General features: G+C 31.9%; 19 protein-coding genes. 4 read left to right on the top strand and 15 right to left on the bottom strand.

Annotated features, from left to right (window positions below; genetic code table 11):
* Nucleotides 1–44: 44 nt before the first annotated feature.
* The 10 genes from NLJ82_RS12660 to NLJ82_RS12615 form a co-directional block, all read right to left on the bottom strand.
* A complete protein-coding gene (locus NLJ82_RS12660; protein WP_000706729.1) occupies nt 45–470 on the bottom strand; it encodes a GNAT family N-acetyltransferase in 426 nt (141 codons plus the stop codon).
* Nucleotides 471–659: 189 nt separating this feature from the next.
* Nucleotides 660–1286, bottom strand: a complete 627-nt coding sequence (locus NLJ82_RS12655; protein WP_000237130.1) for a cadmium resistance transporter — start codon at nt 1284–1286, stop codon at nt 660–662.
* 253 nt (nt 1287–1539) lie between these two features.
* Entirely contained in the window at nt 1540–2748 is a 1209-nt protein-coding gene (locus NLJ82_RS12650) for an L-lactate MFS transporter (RefSeq protein ID WP_000815152.1), read from the bottom strand.
* A gap of 284 nt (nt 2749–3032) precedes the next feature.
* Nucleotides 3033–3176 carry a hypothetical protein gene (locus tag NLJ82_RS12645; RefSeq protein ID WP_000653680.1) on the bottom strand — a complete coding sequence of 48 codons (144 nt, stop codon included), beginning with the start codon at nt 3174–3176 and terminating at the stop codon, nt 3033–3035.
* Between the two features lie 31 nt (nt 3177–3207).
* Nucleotides 3208–4224, bottom strand: coding sequence for a serine hydrolase domain-containing protein (locus NLJ82_RS12640; protein WP_000288915.1), 1017 nt, complete (start codon nt 4222–4224; stop codon nt 3208–3210).
* A gap of 101 nt (nt 4225–4325) precedes the next feature.
* Nucleotides 4326–4592 carry a heterocycloanthracin/sonorensin family bacteriocin gene (locus tag NLJ82_RS12635; RefSeq protein ID WP_001071388.1) on the bottom strand — a complete coding sequence of 89 codons (267 nt, stop codon included), beginning with the start codon at nt 4590–4592 and terminating at the stop codon, nt 4326–4328.
* A gap of 203 nt (nt 4593–4795) precedes the next feature.
* A complete protein-coding gene (locus tag NLJ82_RS12630) occupies nt 4796–5242 on the bottom strand; it encodes an NUDIX domain-containing protein (RefSeq protein ID WP_000790757.1) in 447 nt (148 codons plus the stop codon).
* Between the two features lie 25 nt (nt 5243–5267).
* Nucleotides 5268–5606 carry a divalent cation tolerance protein CutA gene (cutA, locus tag NLJ82_RS12625; RefSeq protein WP_001160783.1) on the bottom strand — a complete coding sequence of 113 codons (339 nt, stop codon included), beginning with the start codon at nt 5604–5606 and terminating at the stop codon, nt 5268–5270.
* 30 nt (nt 5607–5636) lie between these two features.
* A complete protein-coding gene (locus NLJ82_RS12620) occupies nt 5637–6095 on the bottom strand; it encodes a GNAT family N-acetyltransferase (RefSeq protein ID WP_001025603.1) in 459 nt (152 codons plus the stop codon).
* Nucleotides 6096–6201: 106 nt separating this feature from the next.
* Complete coding sequence (locus NLJ82_RS12615; protein ID WP_001107014.1) at nt 6202–7113, bottom strand: DMT family transporter; 912 nt, start codon at nt 7111–7113, stop codon at nt 6202–6204.
* 145 nt (nt 7114–7258) lie between these two features.
* Between NLJ82_RS12615 and norG the strand changes: the two genes are divergently transcribed.
* Nucleotides 7259–8695, top strand: coding sequence for an efflux pump transcription regulator NorG (norG, locus tag NLJ82_RS12610; protein WP_439974464.1), 1437 nt, complete (start codon nt 7259–7261; stop codon nt 8693–8695).
* 44 nt (nt 8696–8739) lie between these two features.
* On the opposite strand, the gene NLJ82_RS12605 is transcribed toward norG, so the two are convergent.
* A complete protein-coding gene (locus tag NLJ82_RS12605; RefSeq protein WP_000495178.1) occupies nt 8740–9270 on the bottom strand; it encodes a DUF4269 domain-containing protein in 531 nt (176 codons plus the stop codon).
* A 173-nt stretch (nt 9271–9443) separates the two neighbouring features.
* Here NLJ82_RS12605 and NLJ82_RS12600 point away from each other — a divergent pair, with 173 nt between their 5' ends.
* Complete coding sequence (locus NLJ82_RS12600) at nt 9444–9905, top strand: DUF2306 domain-containing protein (RefSeq protein ID WP_000021740.1); 462 nt, start codon at nt 9444–9446, stop codon at nt 9903–9905.
* A gap of 185 nt (nt 9906–10090) precedes the next feature.
* Here NLJ82_RS12600 and NLJ82_RS12595 read toward each other — a convergent pair whose 3' ends face one another.
* Complete coding sequence (locus NLJ82_RS12595; RefSeq protein ID WP_000725554.1) at nt 10091–10954, bottom strand: glycerophosphodiester phosphodiesterase; 864 nt, start codon at nt 10952–10954, stop codon at nt 10091–10093.
* A gap of 45 nt (nt 10955–10999) precedes the next feature.
* A complete protein-coding gene (locus NLJ82_RS12590; protein WP_001009760.1) occupies nt 11000–11800 on the bottom strand; it encodes a GNAT family N-acetyltransferase in 801 nt (266 codons plus the stop codon).
* A 506-nt stretch (nt 11801–12306) separates the two neighbouring features.
* Here NLJ82_RS12590 and NLJ82_RS12585 point away from each other — a divergent pair.
* Entirely contained in the window at nt 12307–13005 is a 699-nt protein-coding gene (locus NLJ82_RS12585) for a hypothetical protein (protein WP_000035797.1), read from the top strand.
* 40 nt (nt 13006–13045) lie between these two features.
* Here NLJ82_RS12585 and NLJ82_RS12580 read toward each other — a convergent pair whose 3' ends face one another.
* Both NLJ82_RS12580 and NLJ82_RS12575 read right to left on the bottom strand, forming a co-directional pair.
* Nucleotides 13046–14350, bottom strand: coding sequence for an MFS transporter (locus NLJ82_RS12580; protein ID WP_000202838.1), 1305 nt, complete (start codon nt 14348–14350; stop codon nt 13046–13048).
* A 112-nt stretch (nt 14351–14462) separates the two neighbouring features.
* Complete coding sequence (locus NLJ82_RS12575; RefSeq protein WP_000690080.1) at nt 14463–15686, bottom strand: MerR family transcriptional regulator; 1224 nt, start codon at nt 15684–15686, stop codon at nt 14463–14465.
* A gap of 482 nt (nt 15687–16168) precedes the next feature.
* Between NLJ82_RS12575 and NLJ82_RS12570 the strand changes: the two genes are divergently transcribed.
* On the top strand, nt 16169–16741 hold the full coding sequence (locus tag NLJ82_RS12570; protein WP_000684436.1) for a DJ-1/PfpI family protein: 573 nt from the start codon (nt 16169–16171) through the stop codon (nt 16739–16741).
* Nucleotides 16742–16773 lie beyond the last annotated feature (32 nt).

The raw sequence follows: 16773 nt of genomic DNA, 5'->3' as shown, positions 1-16773 counted from the left end.
TTCAACGTACGCTCTTTATGATTTGATTGATTCATTTTGGGATTCTATATATTTTCTAACCTTTTTTCCAAATAGTATCGATTATGCCCTTTAGGGTGATCTTCACTTACTCCAATTACTTTATATCCATGTTTTTTATAAAAAGCAGGTGCCTGAAAGCTAAAAGTATCTAAATTGATTAGGCTACACTCTTTTTCAAGTGCAAATTCTTCAATAAGTTTTATTAACTTGGTTCCATAACCTTCGTGTCTATATTCTTCAGAAACCCATAAGAAATCAACATGTACGTGGTGCCAAAATGTAATTCCAGTTATTCCGCCTACTATTTCTTCATTTTCATTTTTCACTATAAAACTAATTTTTTCTGAAGGCTTTTTCTCTTCATCTGAAATATATTTTTGATTATATTCAATTACTTTTTCTCTTATGTAATCACTATCTTCTTGGACCCATTGTTTTACTATTTTCATTTTAATTATCACGCTCCTTTTAAAGTATCTATTCAATTTAATAATCGTAATATCCTGTCTAACTTAATTGTCGTAGTGCACTGTTTCATTTCACTAAAATTTAAAAAAGCCGTACTACATTTTATTTGTAGTACAGCTTTTTACCGCGTTTGATTCTTTTTACTTAAAACTTCCGTTAGTTTGAACGTATTAGTACAATAATTCAATTGTATTACTGCGAAAAAGAATGAACATTCCTAAACCAATTAGAACAATTGGAACGATAATATGACAATTTCTCTCAAGTACTTTAGCTAAAATAGGAGCTCTTAACAATGTGTAGCTAATAAAACACCATATTGCTATCATGCAAAAAAAGATAATTAATGTAACAAAATTTGCTTCCAAGGATTGACTAGTGAACATTGGTATATAAATTGAGATATTATCAGCTCCATTAGCTAATGTAATCGCAGCTACTTTAAATAATGAGCCAGAAGTGTTATCAATGACTTCATTACTTTTGTTAGAACGAAGCGAGAATAGTCCTTTAATCCCCATATAAATTGGCACGAATCCTAATAATCCGATCCACGATATAGGAATGAAAAAAGAGCTTAAGGAACCAATAATACTTAGAAAAATAATTACACTAAACCCCAAATATTGTCCAATAACAATATAAAGTTCTTTTATCTTAGTTTTCCCCTGGAAAGTTCTATCTTCTTCCTTACATACTCCTGTCTTTACTTGTGAAAATAAAACAAGGAGTATAAAAATATCATCAATATTTGTTGAAGTAAATGCAATAAAAGAAGAAATTATAGTTATAACCAAAATAAGCCAACTACCTTTATAATGAAATGTATGCCTACTAGCGAAGCGGATTAACTGTAGTTTTTTATCAATATTTTGATTCTTTTATAAAACAATATGAATATTTTACTTATCTGCTACTTGATTCGTTAATAAACCACTTTATTGCTTCTAAAATATTAAGTAAGTGTATTCTTCCTACACAATGGCTAAAAAGGGAAAATCAAATGTTGTGTAATATAAAAAGAGCCCTTTATGAGGACTCTTTTTAAACTTAAGCTACTTTTCGATATAAATGTTGTGTTTCTTTTTTCTTTTCTGCTTTTGGTGGACGAATTAAAATAGATATAACGAAAGAGATAACAGAAAGTACGCCGATTATAATAAAGGTTGGTTCAAATCCTCCAAGAAGCGCCCCGATGAATGATCCTGCAAGTGCACCAAATCCGAAACCTTGGTATACAATCCCATAATTTGTACTATGATTTTTCAATCCGAAGAAATCTCCAACAATAGCTGGGAATATAGTGATATTACCGCCAAAGCAAAAAGCAACACTTGCTACACATGCGAAATATATGCCGTAATTTAGCGGAATGAAACTTAATGTAAAGACTGACAATCCAATGATAATAAACGTTGCAGAAACGATTTTCATTCGACCTATTTTATCTGATAACGTTCCAAGAACAATACGACCTACTGTATTAAAAATTGCAATCATTGCAACGGCGTTAGCGGCAGTTGCTGCGCTAAGTCCAACGAGCTGCACTCCGATATCTTTTACCATACCGATTAAATATAGACCGCCCATACACGATGTGAATAGCATAAAAAACAAAAGATATACTTGTTTCGTCCGCATCATTTCACGCGGATTATAGTCATTGTGTAATGTTTCCGTTACAGCATTACTTACAATTGCCTCACGTAAGAAGAACGATCCAATTAATACTAAAAGCAAAACAATAATGCCCCAATATAAAAAGGCTTGTGATACACCAAGGCTGTCGATCAGATTTCCGTTTATATATCTAAAGATTAAGCTGCCCATTCCATATGCTGATACAGATATACCTGAAATAAGCCCTTTCCGATTCGGAAACCATTTAATTAAATTAGATAGTGATGTGATATAAGCAGTTCCATCGGCATAACCAACTACTACACCAGCTAATAAATATAGTAATGGTAAGGAGGAAACTTGTGAACTTAGTATTAAACCGAGTCCCAGCACAATCCCTGCAGTAGCGATGAGTTTTCGAAGCCCTAATTTTTGCTGTAACTTTCCTGCAAATAATGTTGAAAATGATAAAGAGAAGCTTGTAATGGAGAAAGTTATAGCAACTGAATTAAGGTTCCATCCAAACTTACTTACAAGGGGCTGATTAAATAAACTCCATGTATAAATTGTTCCAAGGCCAATTTGAACAATGATTGTACCTAGAACAATTAGTAACGGATTTATAGAAGTTTGTTTCATACTAACTGTCCCCTTCTTTTATCGTGACATGAATTTTCACAGTTAGTATAACCATCATAAAAAGCAAGATACTGCATGAAAAATGGAAATTGAATTCATGTACACAAAAAGACACTCCGTTATGAAGTGTCTTTTTGCAGGTTATATTAGGTTTACTTAAAGAAAGCTTTGTTAAGATAAGACATTTTCAAATGCTTATGTATATAGAGTACCAAAAGTTTTCAATCATGTGATGGGACTTAAGATGTATTTTTGATTCATCATATGGTCGGATAAACGAAAAATTAATATTCAATTTCATCAAAATCTTTCGGCTGCGGTACCGTTTGCATATTAGCTGCATCTTTTGGATCGCTATAGATCGCATTTTGCTCTGTATTTACATCTTTTATATTTTGCTTTTTATTTTTGTTCACTTTATCTTTCACTTTCAATCACTCCTTTTTGTTATAGGAGTAATTATGCCCTATTACTGTTACGAAATGTATCAACGACTAAATTACTAAATTCACGTAAATAATATAAATAATTATCACCGCCGTAGTTGTATCTTTTATTATACATTTTCGCAACAACTACATTATATTCAGGTATTACTAATATAGTTGGTCCCGTAATTCCTAATATCTGATACGAGCCTTTTGGTACACGTTCGCCTAGTTCACTTAATTGTGCAGGTTCATTTTGAACGAACCAAAACAAGCCATTTTGTGGTAGCTCTTTATTTGCATATGTTGGACTCTGCAAACTCGTAGCGATTTTTATAACTTCTTTTGGAACAATTTGTTTATCATCTATCATACCTTGATTTAAATGAAGGTTGCCCCACTGTGCAAATTCTCTAGCGGAGACAAACAGATTTTTTTCAGTACCGTCATCTACTGTACCAATTTCACTAATTGCGTCTTTATTTGGATCATCAACAACTGCAACTAAATTATCATCTTGCTGTATTCTCCATCCTGTTTCTTGGAAATTAGCAGGTTTAAACACACGCTCTTTTAACAATTCAGGAAAACTTTTGTTATATAGCTGATAAATAAGACGTGTCATCATTCTTACATTAATATCTCTATACGCCCATCCTTGCCCCGGTTCAAATTCACGAAAAATTATCCCGTCATTCGTTTCTTCTAATCCGTGCGAATGTGTTACTAAATGTCTTATCGTCGTTTTACTAAGCAATACAGGATCAAAGTCTTTAAAATATTTTATCGCTTCATCATCAATAGAGTTTATTTTCCCCTCGTAAAGCGCATACGCTATCATTAATCCTAAATAACTTTTTCTAGTAGAAGCAACGTTAAATTGTGAAGATGCTGTTACTTTCTTGCTTGTAGATGTATTTGAGTGATAGCCACTATAATGCTCCAGTACAATTTTGTTATCTTTCATTATGCAAAGCGCTGCTGCAGAGCTATGGTTTTGTTCTTTTATATTTTCTACCCAAGAAATCAACTTATCATATGTATACAAATAAATCCCCCTTAATACACATAAAAATTACAGCTTGAAAGAAAAGTGCAAAATAGTTTTCACACCTTTCCTTCAAGCAAAATATCTTTGATGTTCTATACTTAAATGATCCACCAGTTCCAGCAATTAAAGCAACCGAAACATCCAGCGCATCCTATGCATCCGCCGCAACGACCTGCACAACCACCACATCTGCCGCCACATCCGCCACAGCGTCCACCACAACCTCCGCATCCGCCGCAACGACGTGCATCGTCTTGAATGTAGTAGTATGGATATTGACTTTGTTGTTGATCCCAATACACAACATTACCAGTTTGATAATCATTAAGGTTTAATGATTGTAGTTCTTGTTGAAACTGATTCATTATGAAACCCCTCCATTTATAAATATAAATTCCGTCCACATATTGAAGTTAATAAATTTTAATAAACAAAGTAGAAACAAATGGCTATATACTTGAATACGTACATCAACAAAATATGAACTTACACTAGGTGATGTACCTTGTTTTTCAGCCTATTTTCTTAATCACTTTTTGCTGGACGAATTTATTATTAATAGAGGTTTTTAAAAATTACTAATCCAACAGTTTAGTAGTTCATCACTTAATTTTCTTTCTAGTAACTCTTTAACTGAAGGTTCTGGCATGATTTTATAAGTATGTAAAGCTTCTTGATTATAATCTATCCAGTGAAACGCCAAATGAGATTCTTTAGATTTTGGTATGAAATCAATATGTAGCTCTTGTGAATCTATCTCAAAAATATGATTGATTTCATGGTGAAGAACTTCTCGATCTTGCCATCGGTTTTCTATGACTCCTAAAAATTGTTTTATACTACAATTTACTCCGAGCTCTTCCCTTAGTTCTCTTATTAATGCATTCTCAGCTGATTCGCCAACTTCAACATGACCACCTGGTAAAAAATAGTGATGGCCAATATATTCAGCCACTAACAATTTTTTATCCTTAATCATAACAGCTCGTACAATATGATGAAATTTATTTTTCAATTGTTATTCCTCCCATTCATTTATTTTATATTTGATTAAAATAGTCATTTAATATCGGGATAATATAAATCATAGGTGTTTCATACGGATGAATTTCGTTAATAACTTCAAGTGCATCCTTTACAAGATCCCGTTTGCACTTTATTTCAATTTTACATTCTTGCCCTTCACAAATCTGACCAATTTCCCCGTTAAAAGGTGATGCGCCTTTTAACGGTCTCCAGTATCCTTTCACAGAACTATAGGACAGACAATGATCATATTCTCCCGTTTTACAAGCACCAATTTTATTTAACTCATTCCTCAACATTTCAATGTATTCTTCAGGGATAAATACTTCAATTTTGACTTCAGTAAATTGCATAATTCATTTCACACCTTTGCTACATAATAATTAAACGAATAAACGATAAACTTCCTCACCATCATAATCATGTCCCAATGGTTGGAAACCGTAACTTTCATATAATTTCTTTGCAGAGATATTATCTTTATGTACTGTTAATCTAATTTCTTTACACGCCTTAAACGTATTTTTTATTAAATATATACTTTCTTGTAATGCCGCTTTTCCATAACCGTTACCTTGCTGCTTTTGATCGATAATAAATCCGTTTATCCAATACATATCAGTTGTTTCTTTTACAACAGCATGCATAACAAAACCAACCATTAGATCGCCATTGTATATCGCAAATGGTTGGTATTCTACAGCGTCCCCATCTGGTTTTATATATACTTTAGCAAGTGAAACTGCTACAGATGGAACGAATTTCGTCTGATTATCTTTAACTTGCAGCTTTAAAGCATCTTCCCAATTCTCTCTCGTAACAACCTTTAACTGGATATTCAATATTTTAAACCCCTTTATTAAGAATATATTTACATATTCAACGTAGTGAAATAATTCCCTGTTTCTTAATTATAAAAAACAGGGAATTATCATTTCTAAATAGAATTTATCCAGTTATATCGTTGTACTTTTCACTTCGAATATCTTTCTTTAATGATACATGCGCTATTAAAACTCCAAGTATAGTAATTACTCCACCAACTACCGAAATAAAAGTAGGTACTTCACCTAACCATACCCAAGCTATAAAACAAGCAATTACTGGCGTTAAATATAGAGAGCTTGTTGCCTCGGAAGCACCAGTATGAGATATAATATAGGCCAATGCAATATACGGGAGTACTGTTGGAAATAAACCTAAATATATAACGCTCAAATTCACTTCAAGAGGAGCCACCAGTATTTCTTGATACATTCCCGGTAAGAAAATAAGCATACATACAGTACTAGATAAAATTGTATATATGGTAAATGGCAAGAAGCCGTACTTTTTTAAGTACGATGTTTGAAAAACGAAAAATAGACTTTCTGAAACGGCTGCTAATAATATAAATAATCCCCCGCTATTAAATTGAATAGACCCCCCTTGACTAAATGATATGAAAGCAATTCCTATAAAGCTAATTACACCACCGATCCATCCATTTGCTTTCATTTTTTCATTAAAAAAAACAAAAGCAAGAACTGCCGTTACTATAGGAGTAACTGAAACGATTAAACTTGCCGATCCAGCATTTACTGTTTTTTCACCATAGTTTAATGCAATGTGGTAAAAAGTAAATCCTAAAGCACCAAATAAAAAAATCGCTGGAATATCTTTTAGATTAGGTAATCGTAGTTTGTATAAAAACGAAAACAAAAGAAGTATGAATGAAGCGATTAACAAACGAAGTAAAGTAAGATGTTCAGGTGTGTAAGATTCAAGGCCCATACGAATTGCCGGAAAGGCCGTTCCCCAAATTAAAATTGTAAAAGAATGAGCACATATAATTCGATAATCCCATTTTTTATAATTCATGTTTTCTCTCCCCCTTCAAACCAACCACTTTATAATTACCAATTATTTCTTCCCATCATATTTAATAGTTGATACAATGTCTTCAACCAGTTTTTTATCGTAAAAACCAACCACTTGGCATTTTTCAAGTGAGCGAAGGAGTTTTTTGATGACCACTAGTAAAAAACTACCTAAGTATCAGCAGATAGTAGACTATATGAAAGAAAAAATTGAAAATGGAGAATGGCCTATAGGAAGTAAGATTCCTAGTCAACGGCAGTTAGCGAAATTATTTCAAGTAAATCGTAGTACTGTAATAACTGCACTAGATGAACTTATGGCTGATGGATTGATTCAAGGGAAAATTGGAGCAGGAACAATTGTAACGAATAATACATGGTCATTATTAGCAACAAATCCACCACCTGATTGGAGTGAATATGTAAAGGCTGGTATTCATAAACCAAGCAAGTTAATGGTACGAGAAATAAATGAAGCAGAAGCAAATAACAAACTTATCCATCTTAGTAAAGGCGAACTTTCTCCTCATCTTTTTCCATTAGAAACGATGCAGTCCATTATGAAGAAAGTAAGTGAGGAATTAGACTATTTTGGATATGAGGAACAAAAAGGGTTTTATCCGTTACGTGAAGCAATAAGTAAATACGTAAAATCATTTGGAATACATGCATCACCGGGTTCCATATTAATCGTCTCGGGTGCATTACAAGCATTGCAATTAATATCAATTGGTCTTTTACATAGAGAGTCTACCGTTTTACTTGAACAACCTTCTTACTTATATTCACTTCATGTATTTCAATCAGCAAATATAAATCTATCTGGTATATCTATGGATCCTCACGGTATATTACCTAACGAGTTATTAAAACGAATTAAATACAGTCAGAAGAAAAACATCTTATATTCAATTCCTTGTTTTCAAAATCCAACAGGTATATTAATGTCTAAAGAGCGGAGAAAAGAAATATTAAAAATATGTGAAAAGGAACAGTTACCTATTATTGAAGATGATATTTACCGCGAGTTATGGATTGATGCACCGCCCCCAGATCCTTTAAAATCGAGAGATAAACATGGACATATATTATATATTGGTAGTCTCTCTAAGACGCTTACCCCAGGACTTAGAATTGGATGGGTTATCGGTCCAGAACCCGTTATTGATAGATTATCAGATATAAAAATGCAAACAGATTATGGATCGAGTTCATTATCTCAAAGAGTTGCTGCTGAATGGATAAATAAAGGATTTTATGAGGAACATGTTGCAAACGTAAGAATTAAACTAAAAGAACGAAGACAAATAATGATACGAGCTTTACATAAGTATTGTGCAGATATTGCCACCTGGGATATTCCTAGTGGTGGATTTTTTATATGGCTAAAGGTAGTACCTAGCATTCCGATGAAGAAATTATTTTCAAAGGCACTATCAAAAGGGATTCTATTAAACCCGGGACGTATCTATGAAGAGGAATCAGATCGATACATTCGTTTATCATATGGATATGCTTCTCCAGAGCAAATGACTAACGGTATTAAATTGTTAAGCGAATTAATTCGTAAGTTAATGACATAATAAAAACTCCTCTTTTTCCATAGAGGAGTTTTTGTGTATTTTATTTACCACAACCGCATTTCCTGCCCCAACACAATAAGTCCTTCATAAGGATCCCCGTCAATGTTTAATACTTGAGCAAAAGCAGGTTCTGTTTTTAAACCGTTCTCTTTTAAGCGAATAATTTCTTCTCTTATATGTGGATGTTGCATTAATAACATGTGCTCTACTATCATATGTCTATATGCATTTTGGTTGCGCACTGGCTTAGGCTGAGCAAATAATTCAAATTTAAAACCTTCAAATTCAAAATTTACTTTTATCGATTCAGTATTTTTAATTTTTTTCTTTTTTATTTTGAATCCTTCATAAGAGCCATATAAAGATCTCATTTCTTGTTCAAAAACATCAAAGTTATGTACTTCCATTACTATATCTAAGTCAGATTGAAGTGTGTCAATTCTTATAGGTATTGTCCCGCAAAGAATGGGACTATACAAAGCTAAATCCTCCATTATGTTTAGTTTATTCAAAACATCATATACCTTTTGTTGCTTGTCATTCCCTGATTGTAAATATGTAATAGATGTAAACATGGAAGTCTCTCCTTCATTTCACGTAATACGTGTTTCACTAAATTCAAGAAAATTTGTCCGTTTAAATTTGTTCTAAGAGTACCTTTATTTCAATATATTAAGACGAACAAACGATGTTTTTCAACTTTTCTCCTATACTGCAATACTATAAAAATAAAAAAGGAGGAATTATTATGAGCATTTTTAACATTCTTTTAACCATCCACATATTATTTGGGACAATATGCTTAATCACCGGTATTGTAGCGATGGTTGCTCAAAAGAAGAAAGGAAAACATACGGAATGGGGTGAAATATATCATGCATCCTATGTGGTCATAACCCTTACTGCAATTATATTATCCATTATAAACTGGGATAAAATCGCATATTTATTTTATGTAGCAATTTTCTCTTATGCTTTTGCGATTTATGGCTACCTTGCACGAAAAAAACGTTGGAAAAATTGGCTTCACCACCATATTAGAGGTATGTTAGGTTCTTATATTGGTGCCGTTACCGCGTTATTAGTAAACATCGGTATTCATATTCCTATTATTAATTTATTGCCGCCTATATGGTTTTGGTTTTTACCTACATTAATCGGTATTCCTCTCGTAGCCAGTGTATCAAAAAAATATAAAAAGCGTAGTTAAAATTCATTACATTTTCGTTACTTTCTGATGATTATTATAAAAAATTATACTCAATGTAATATTTTATTAATAAGTTCAAAATTGTACTGCTTTAAGTTAGTCACTTATAGCTAAATAAAAAGAATCCAATAAAAGTATTGGATTCTTCTTCTATAAACTATTACGTTAAAAATAATATCTTTTAATTAAGACTTTAATAATGAATGTAAACGATCCGGATAATTCGTAAACATCCCGTCCACTCCCCATAAAATTAGCTTTTTCATGTCTGCTTCATTATCTACAGTAAATGGATGAACTTCTAATCCGTGTTTCTTTATTTTCTTTACATAAGCTGCATCAATATATTTGTAGTTCATACCAAGACCTATGCAATATGTACTATACTTCTCTATTTCTGATTCAGTTAATTGAACTGCTTTTTTGTAAGATAGTAATTGGACTAGAGGTATATTAACATGTAAACTATGTAGCTTTTGCAAACTTTCTTCACTAAATGATTGAATAATAACTTTATCCTGTATTTCATAGTGATTGATAATTTCTAATAACTTTTCTTCCATTCCTGGATATTCATCAGGTGATTTGGTTTCAATATAATAGTTCGCGTCATGCCCAAACACTTCAATTACTTCTTCGAGTGTTGGAACTTTAGCATTTTCATATTCTTTCTTTGCTAAAGTTGGATGTTTTTCATTAAAAAAAGAACCTGCCTTTAATTGCTTTAATTCTTCTAATGTATGTTCCTTAACTAGCCCTGTACCGTTTGTAGTACGATTTACTGTTTCATCATGCATAGCTACTAAATGTCCATCTTTTGTCATTTGAAGATCAATTTCTATATAATCTGCTTTTAATTGTTGTCCTAATGTATAAGCTGGTATTGTATGTTCCGGCGCATAGGCAGAGGCGCCTCTATGTGCAATATTTTTCATGTGATTTGATTGATTAATAGCTTTCGTGTACTTAAGTTCATTTACTTTATGATAAACAAAAGTACCTATTGCTATAAAGGCGAAAATGATTGTAACGATATATATCTTTTTCATAATGATGTATTGACTCCTACATAAAAGCAATTTGGCTTGGATAATTTATTCAAATAAATGTCGATTTTCAAATACAGTCATTTGTCCAACAGATTGAAAACCAGCTTTTTTATAAATATTAATCCCATCAGGTGAAGCTTGTAATACGCATTGAGCAACGTTTAATTCCTTTGCTTCTTGCAGCAAGTAATGAAACATAGTAGAACCAAATCTTTTTCCTCTCATTTCTTCTTTCGTTGCTATATCATAAATACCAATACTATCTTGTGTACACACTAATGAACCAACCGATATGACTTCATTTTTATAAAGTCCTAAGTACAGGTTCATATTCCCACTATTCCATAAGTCGAAAGACGCAGCTTGATTGTAGAATGCTTGTACATGTATACCTTCCTCTGATGAACCAAACAAATTAGCTAACGTATCTCCAAACTTTTTAATTTGTTCTGGTGAAGATGCTTTTTGTATTGTAAAACCTACTGGCATGTTTATTGTCGGATGAATTGTATTTAATTCTGCGACCATTGCAATATTCTGTTCTGCTTCTTTTAAGTCCAGTTTTATTAATTCGCTTTTTATAGTCTGCTCGTACCTATCATCCCAAAACCAAACACTCATTGGATATTTCTTTTGATTATAGTACGCTACCTCCTTATATAATTTCTCGATATCTTCCGTTACATTATTGTTTAGTAAAGTAATGATATTAAATGTATCTGCAGGTAAACCACAGTCGACAGCAATGTAATCCTTCGTTTCTTTTACATTCATTCCCTGTGCCTGCCGCGCAATATATGAAGTTTTATATGTAAAATTATCAATTAGTAACTGTTTAAAATTCATTCATTTTGCTCCTTTCATAAAATTTGTATTCGAATACTTCAGTATTAAATATAACATATAAGAAATGCACTTATTTCTATAAAAATATCTCTTTACATCACTCTTTGCGCCCTAAAAGAATAAAAAACGATATAACGTTGTCGGAATGAAAAAAGTGGTATATAATAAATATTAACATTACTAGTAATTATTTTAGGTATTCCTAGAATAAAGGAGCGATACATATGAAAATTACTATTTATTTCGGAAGTCATGAAGACCAAGATGTTCGTACTATGGACTGTCATTTAGATGTAGAAGATACAGAAGAGATTGTTTCTGTATCATAATATAAATTGTATGGATGAACCCTCTTCCCTACAGCGTTTAAGACACCTCTTACAGGTGTCTTTTTTGTTGTTTTTTCGTCAAAAACCCTTTACTTTAGAGCGTTTTAATAGTAAAATATAAATATACGAACAAACGTTCTTTTTATTTTACTTGTACATGAAGGGATGATTTTTACAATGGCTCAAGCAAAGCGCAGAGGAAGAAAAAAGCAAACACCTATCATTTCAAATACAGGCTTTATCGGCTCTGTCTTTATTGATACATTGGAGTTACAAAAGAAATCCTATTATTTCGCCCGTAAAAAACTTCAAATTGTTCATCACGTATTAGATGGTCTATCTGGGGCAACAAGCTCTCTATTTAAAGAGCATAACATTTCAGCATACATGTCATGTGTATATTTACATAAACAAAAGAAAATCGGATTTGTTCTTTCAACGAAGCCTTTTGAACAAAGTGACGGTGTTGCTTACTTTATAAACTATTTAATCGAAAAGAATTTTTACGGTAACGAGGAAGTAGAATATCAAGAAGTATATAATACAGGTTTTATTGGTGTAGTATTCGCCGATTTATGTAGTATAGATCGTTTTAATTTCGAGTTTGAAATGGGTATGTTAACGAAATTAATGAAAGATATGATTATTCCGGTTAAAGAACTCTTTTTACGCCACAATGTACCGGCATACATTTCCACTTCTCATCTAGAGGAACAAAACAAATTAGGTTTCGTTCTATCTGTAAAACCATATGATGAACGTGCAGAAGCAGATTTATATTTTGAAGCGTATTTAAAAGAGCGCGGGTTATTTATTGGTGATGAAGAAGACGATATTGATAAGATTGTTATTAGAAAAACAGCTGAATTACGATAGATAAGCGCAGGATGATGATCCTGCGCTATTTCGATATTATTTAATTACGTTCAACACTATACCCTTTTGAATGAATTTCTAAATTCAATTTATTTGAGTAAGCCTGATTTAAAATAAGAAATACGATTCCTCCTCCAATTGGAAGCGTGTAGGATGGAATATGATTTAATAATAGACCTGATAATGCCAGTGCTATCGGCTGCATCATTTTACCTAAACTTAATCCAATACTAAGCACTCTGCCCCTATATTCATCTGGAATCTCTCTTTGCATAAAATAAATTAAAGGGATATCGATTAATGCTATCATTAACCCTAAAAAGAACATAATGGCGCAGTACATGGTCACAAATACAATTTTATTCACTTCAATACTTTTGAATAGAACAGGTGCACCTGAAACTATCATAAAAATTGCCATCATAAAACTTGTTTTTTTCAATAGATAGGAATAAGAAAAACGATTCGTTATCTTTTTTACTATTATTGCACCAACTATCATACCTATTGGAAAAGTCCCTTGGATCAAACCAAATTGTTTAGAACTAATGTTGAGAACTGTATTCATAATGTATGGCAATGGAACAGTTACAGAAAATCCTAGAAAAAAATTAAGTGAAATTAAAATACGAAATGTATTTTTTAAGCTCTCCCGCTCCATTAAGTAAGAGTATCCCGCCTTTATATCTTTCATAAAATTAATTTCCCTTATTGAACATTCCTTATTTATGTATTGCTCGCACAATTTAAAGTTGATAAACAATATGGATATAGCCGAAAGGATAAATGAAATACCGTTAATGATTATAAAAGTGTTCATCTCAAAGACTGCAAAAACAATGCCCCCTAACATAGGCCCTAGAATTAAAGATATAGAATCGATAATTTTGCTTATAGAGTTAAGACTCATTAGTCTCTCTTTAGAGACGATATTTGGTTTTGCAGCCTCTAAACCTATTACAAAAAATGTTGTAAATACTGTCATCAGAAAGGTAGTAGTATAAATGATGAATAAGTTTAACCCATAATAGTTGCTTACTATATAAACAGTTATTAATAAGCATCCGCTTAGTACATCCATACAAACGACGAGTTTCTTTTTATCAACCTTATCAACAATTACACCGGCAAATGGATTCATAACAATCATTGGAATCGTTCCTAAAATAAGCGTAATCGCGAAATTTAAAGCAGATCCGGTTATTTGTAATACATACAATCCTAATGCAAAACTATAAATAGAGCTACCGAATATTGATACTGTTTTTGCAATTGAATATAAACAAATATTCCTTAGTTCTTGGTTTCTTTTTTTATTTTCTATATGTAACCGTAAACTTGTCATAACTTTTCCCCCTGCCTAATTTTGTGTCACGTACATTGTAAGTTCTTGGGTCAACCCAATCGCAATATGTACGATTTGAATAATTTTAAGGGGAAATAAATAAAAGATGGGGTTAACCCCATCTTTTTCCGAAAAATGAATATGTATAAATTTCTTCACCTTGAACAAAGAAATCCTCGTACTTTCCGCCTCGTTTCAAATAATTTGAAGTACTTTCATCAATGGATTGAAACTGTAGATTTTGGAGTTCTTTCTTTATTTTTGAAAGTGTAAAATTTGCTCGAAAATTATTTGTAATTTGGCTATTTAAGCTGAAATTTTTAAATAAAATAAATAAACTTAATAAATAACAATTGGATTTAAAAAGTGGGTTTAATTCGTGAAGTAAAAAATCCGCATGTTCAAAACTATAATTGCTCGTACCAGAGTGATCAATTACAATATCTACTGACCGATTTTGAATAGGGATGTTCAAAAAATCCGCACAGATAAAGAGAATATTTCTTCTCGGATTTTTTCTCGCTAATACGTCTTTTAAAAATAAAAGTTTATTGAAATCTCTATCTACTGCGATGTATAGGCAATCTTCGGGTAGTTCTTCATAAATGCTCCTCAAAAAGAACCCAAGTCCTGATCCTATATCTAGTATTAATTTGTTATTTAAATCTAAATGTATTAGTTTCTTTTTCGCCCATTCCCCTTCTTTAAGCATATTTTCCAAATATGCATTATCAGTTTCATGAATATAATTCGAAATAGTATCTTCAAGTGACGTTCGCTCATTTGCTTTAAATGATTTACCAGCAGTTATTATTCCTGAAGTAATTATATATTCTTCACCACAATTACAAATTAACTTTCCCTCGGTAATTTGATTGTTATTAATAATTCCATCTTGAAGAATTAGTTTTTGTCTACACTTAGAACATGTAAATAAATGTAGTATACTTAAATCTATCCCTATAATTGTATTGGAAGTTTCATTTGTTAATAATAAATCATGTAACACTCCCTTTAATTTATCCCGTTTCTTCTCCAAAAGTTCTATTTCCTGTTCCATTTTGTCATATTTTAGTTTAAATAAAGATTGGTAAAAGGTATCTTTTTCGTAATTCATAGATTTTGCTAAATTTTTATAAAAAAATAGTTCTTTGATTTCATTCAAGCTAAATCCTAGATCTTTGTAATATATTATAAGTTCTAAATCTGTTTGACAATACTCATCAAAAAAATAGTGTCCTCCCTTTTTTTCAGGAATAATAAGACTGAGATCCATATAATGTCTAATCGTATCAATACTTATGTTATTTACTTCTCCAAACTTACCGATTTTCATAATATCCCTACCATTTAAATATTTTTTTATATAGATTTCTATTTTTACCTTTAAAAACCCTTTCTCTTTTTTATCAACATTATTTATGGAATGAAAAGAGGGTATTTTTTATATAGGTGTGCCTAATAATATAGTACCAAGCTTTAAAGCTTGGTCAATTCTTTCCGAGATAGGTTGATCAATTTCTTCACTCCAGTAATTTGTATATGTAATAAATTACACCTATTTCCTTGAGAATTTTAAAGATTTTCATCCCAAATACCTTACTAGTTATTACTACAGATCTTGGTTTTGTACAAAAAATCGATAGAAACAAAGAAAAAGATATTATACCTGTTTATGTTTAGAGGAGTTAAAAAATCACTACACCTCTTCTCCTTCCTCTGCGTGTAATATACAGGGATTTATAACTTGATATAGAACATAAAAAGGAGATGTTTATATTATAAATAAAATGATATACATAAGTGGAGGGTTAGGAAATGAAAATTGCAATCGTCTGTTTCGATAACTTTACTGATATAGATGTTTTTCTACCATGGGATTTATTAAATCGTGTACGTTTAGTCGGCGGTATTTCTGACTGGGATGTCCAGCTTTTAGGAACGGAAGAAACTCATATATCTATGTCTGGCTTGCGTATTCCCATGACAGGAAGTATCTCTAATCTTCCTTCTGCTGACGCTGTAATATTTGCAAGCGGTAAAGGTATACAAGATTTATATAAAAATCAACAATATATTAATAGCATTCACATAGACCCTCAAAGACAATTAATAGGATCTATGTGTTCTGGTTCACTACTATTAGGAGCTAAAAAATTACTAACTGGTAAAAAAGCTACTACATATCCCTCAGCAGTAGAACAACTTAAAGAATTTGGTGTAGACGTTATTGAGCAAAGTTTCGTAAACGAAGGAAATATCTCGACTGCTGCGGGTTGTTTCGCTGCTCAAGAACTCTCAGCTTGGATTATAAGGACCCTACTTAATGAAGAAATGGTTGATATTGTGCTAGAAACTGTTCAACCAGTAGGTAAAGGTTTATATTTTTAATTTTAAATCAAGTCGAGTGATCGGTTAATCCC

Source organism: Bacillus paranthracis, from assembly GCF_024296885.1.
GTDB classification, from domain to species: Bacteria; Bacillota; Bacilli; order Bacillales; family Bacillaceae_G; genus Bacillus_A; species Bacillus_A paranthracis.
The sequence above is the reverse complement of the archived record's forward strand: the minus strand, read 5'-3'. Positions and strand labels throughout refer to the sequence as shown.

What these genes read in the sequence shown, in the direction of transcription:
- NLJ82_RS12660 (WP_000706729.1), bottom strand. Translation starts at nt 470, where the DNA reads ATGAAAATAGTAAAACAATGGGTCCAAGAAGATAGTGATTACATAAGA.
- NLJ82_RS12650 (WP_000815152.1), bottom strand. Translation starts at nt 2,748, where the DNA reads ATGAAACAAACTTCTATAAATCCGTTACTAATTGTTCTAGGTACAATC.
- NLJ82_RS12635 (WP_001071388.1), bottom strand. Translation starts at nt 4,592, where the DNA reads ATGAATCAGTTTCAACAAGAACTACAATCATTAAACCTTAATGATTAT.
- cutA (WP_001160783.1), bottom strand. Translation starts at nt 5,606, where the DNA reads ATGCAATTTACTGAAGTCAAAATTGAAGTATTTATCCCTGAAGAATAC.
- NLJ82_RS12615 (WP_001107014.1), bottom strand. Translation starts at nt 7,113, where the DNA reads ATGAATTATAAAAAATGGGATTATCGAATTATATGTGCTCATTCTTTT.
- NLJ82_RS12605 (WP_000495178.1), bottom strand. Translation starts at nt 9,270, where the DNA reads ATGTTTACATCTATTACATATTTACAATCAGGGAATGACAAGCAACAA.
- NLJ82_RS12600 (WP_000021740.1), top strand. Translation starts at nt 9,444, where the DNA reads ATGAGCATTTTTAACATTCTTTTAACCATCCACATATTATTTGGGACA.
- NLJ82_RS12595 (WP_000725554.1), bottom strand. Translation starts at nt 10,954, where the DNA reads ATGAAAAAGATATATATCGTTACAATCATTTTCGCCTTTATAGCAATA.
- NLJ82_RS12590 (WP_001009760.1), bottom strand. Translation starts at nt 11,800, where the DNA reads ATGAATTTTAAACAGTTACTAATTGATAATTTTACATATAAAACTTCA.
- NLJ82_RS12585 (WP_000035797.1), top strand. Translation starts at nt 12,307, where the DNA reads ATGGCTCAAGCAAAGCGCAGAGGAAGAAAAAAGCAAACACCTATCATT.
- NLJ82_RS12580 (WP_000202838.1), bottom strand. Translation starts at nt 14,350, where the DNA reads ATGACAAGTTTACGGTTACATATAGAAAATAAAAAAAGAAACCAAGAA.
- NLJ82_RS12575 (WP_000690080.1), bottom strand. Translation starts at nt 15,686, where the DNA reads ATGAAAATCGGTAAGTTTGGAGAAGTAAATAACATAAGTATTGATACG.
- NLJ82_RS12570 (WP_000684436.1), top strand. Translation starts at nt 16,169, where the DNA reads ATGAAAATTGCAATCGTCTGTTTCGATAACTTTACTGATATAGATGTT.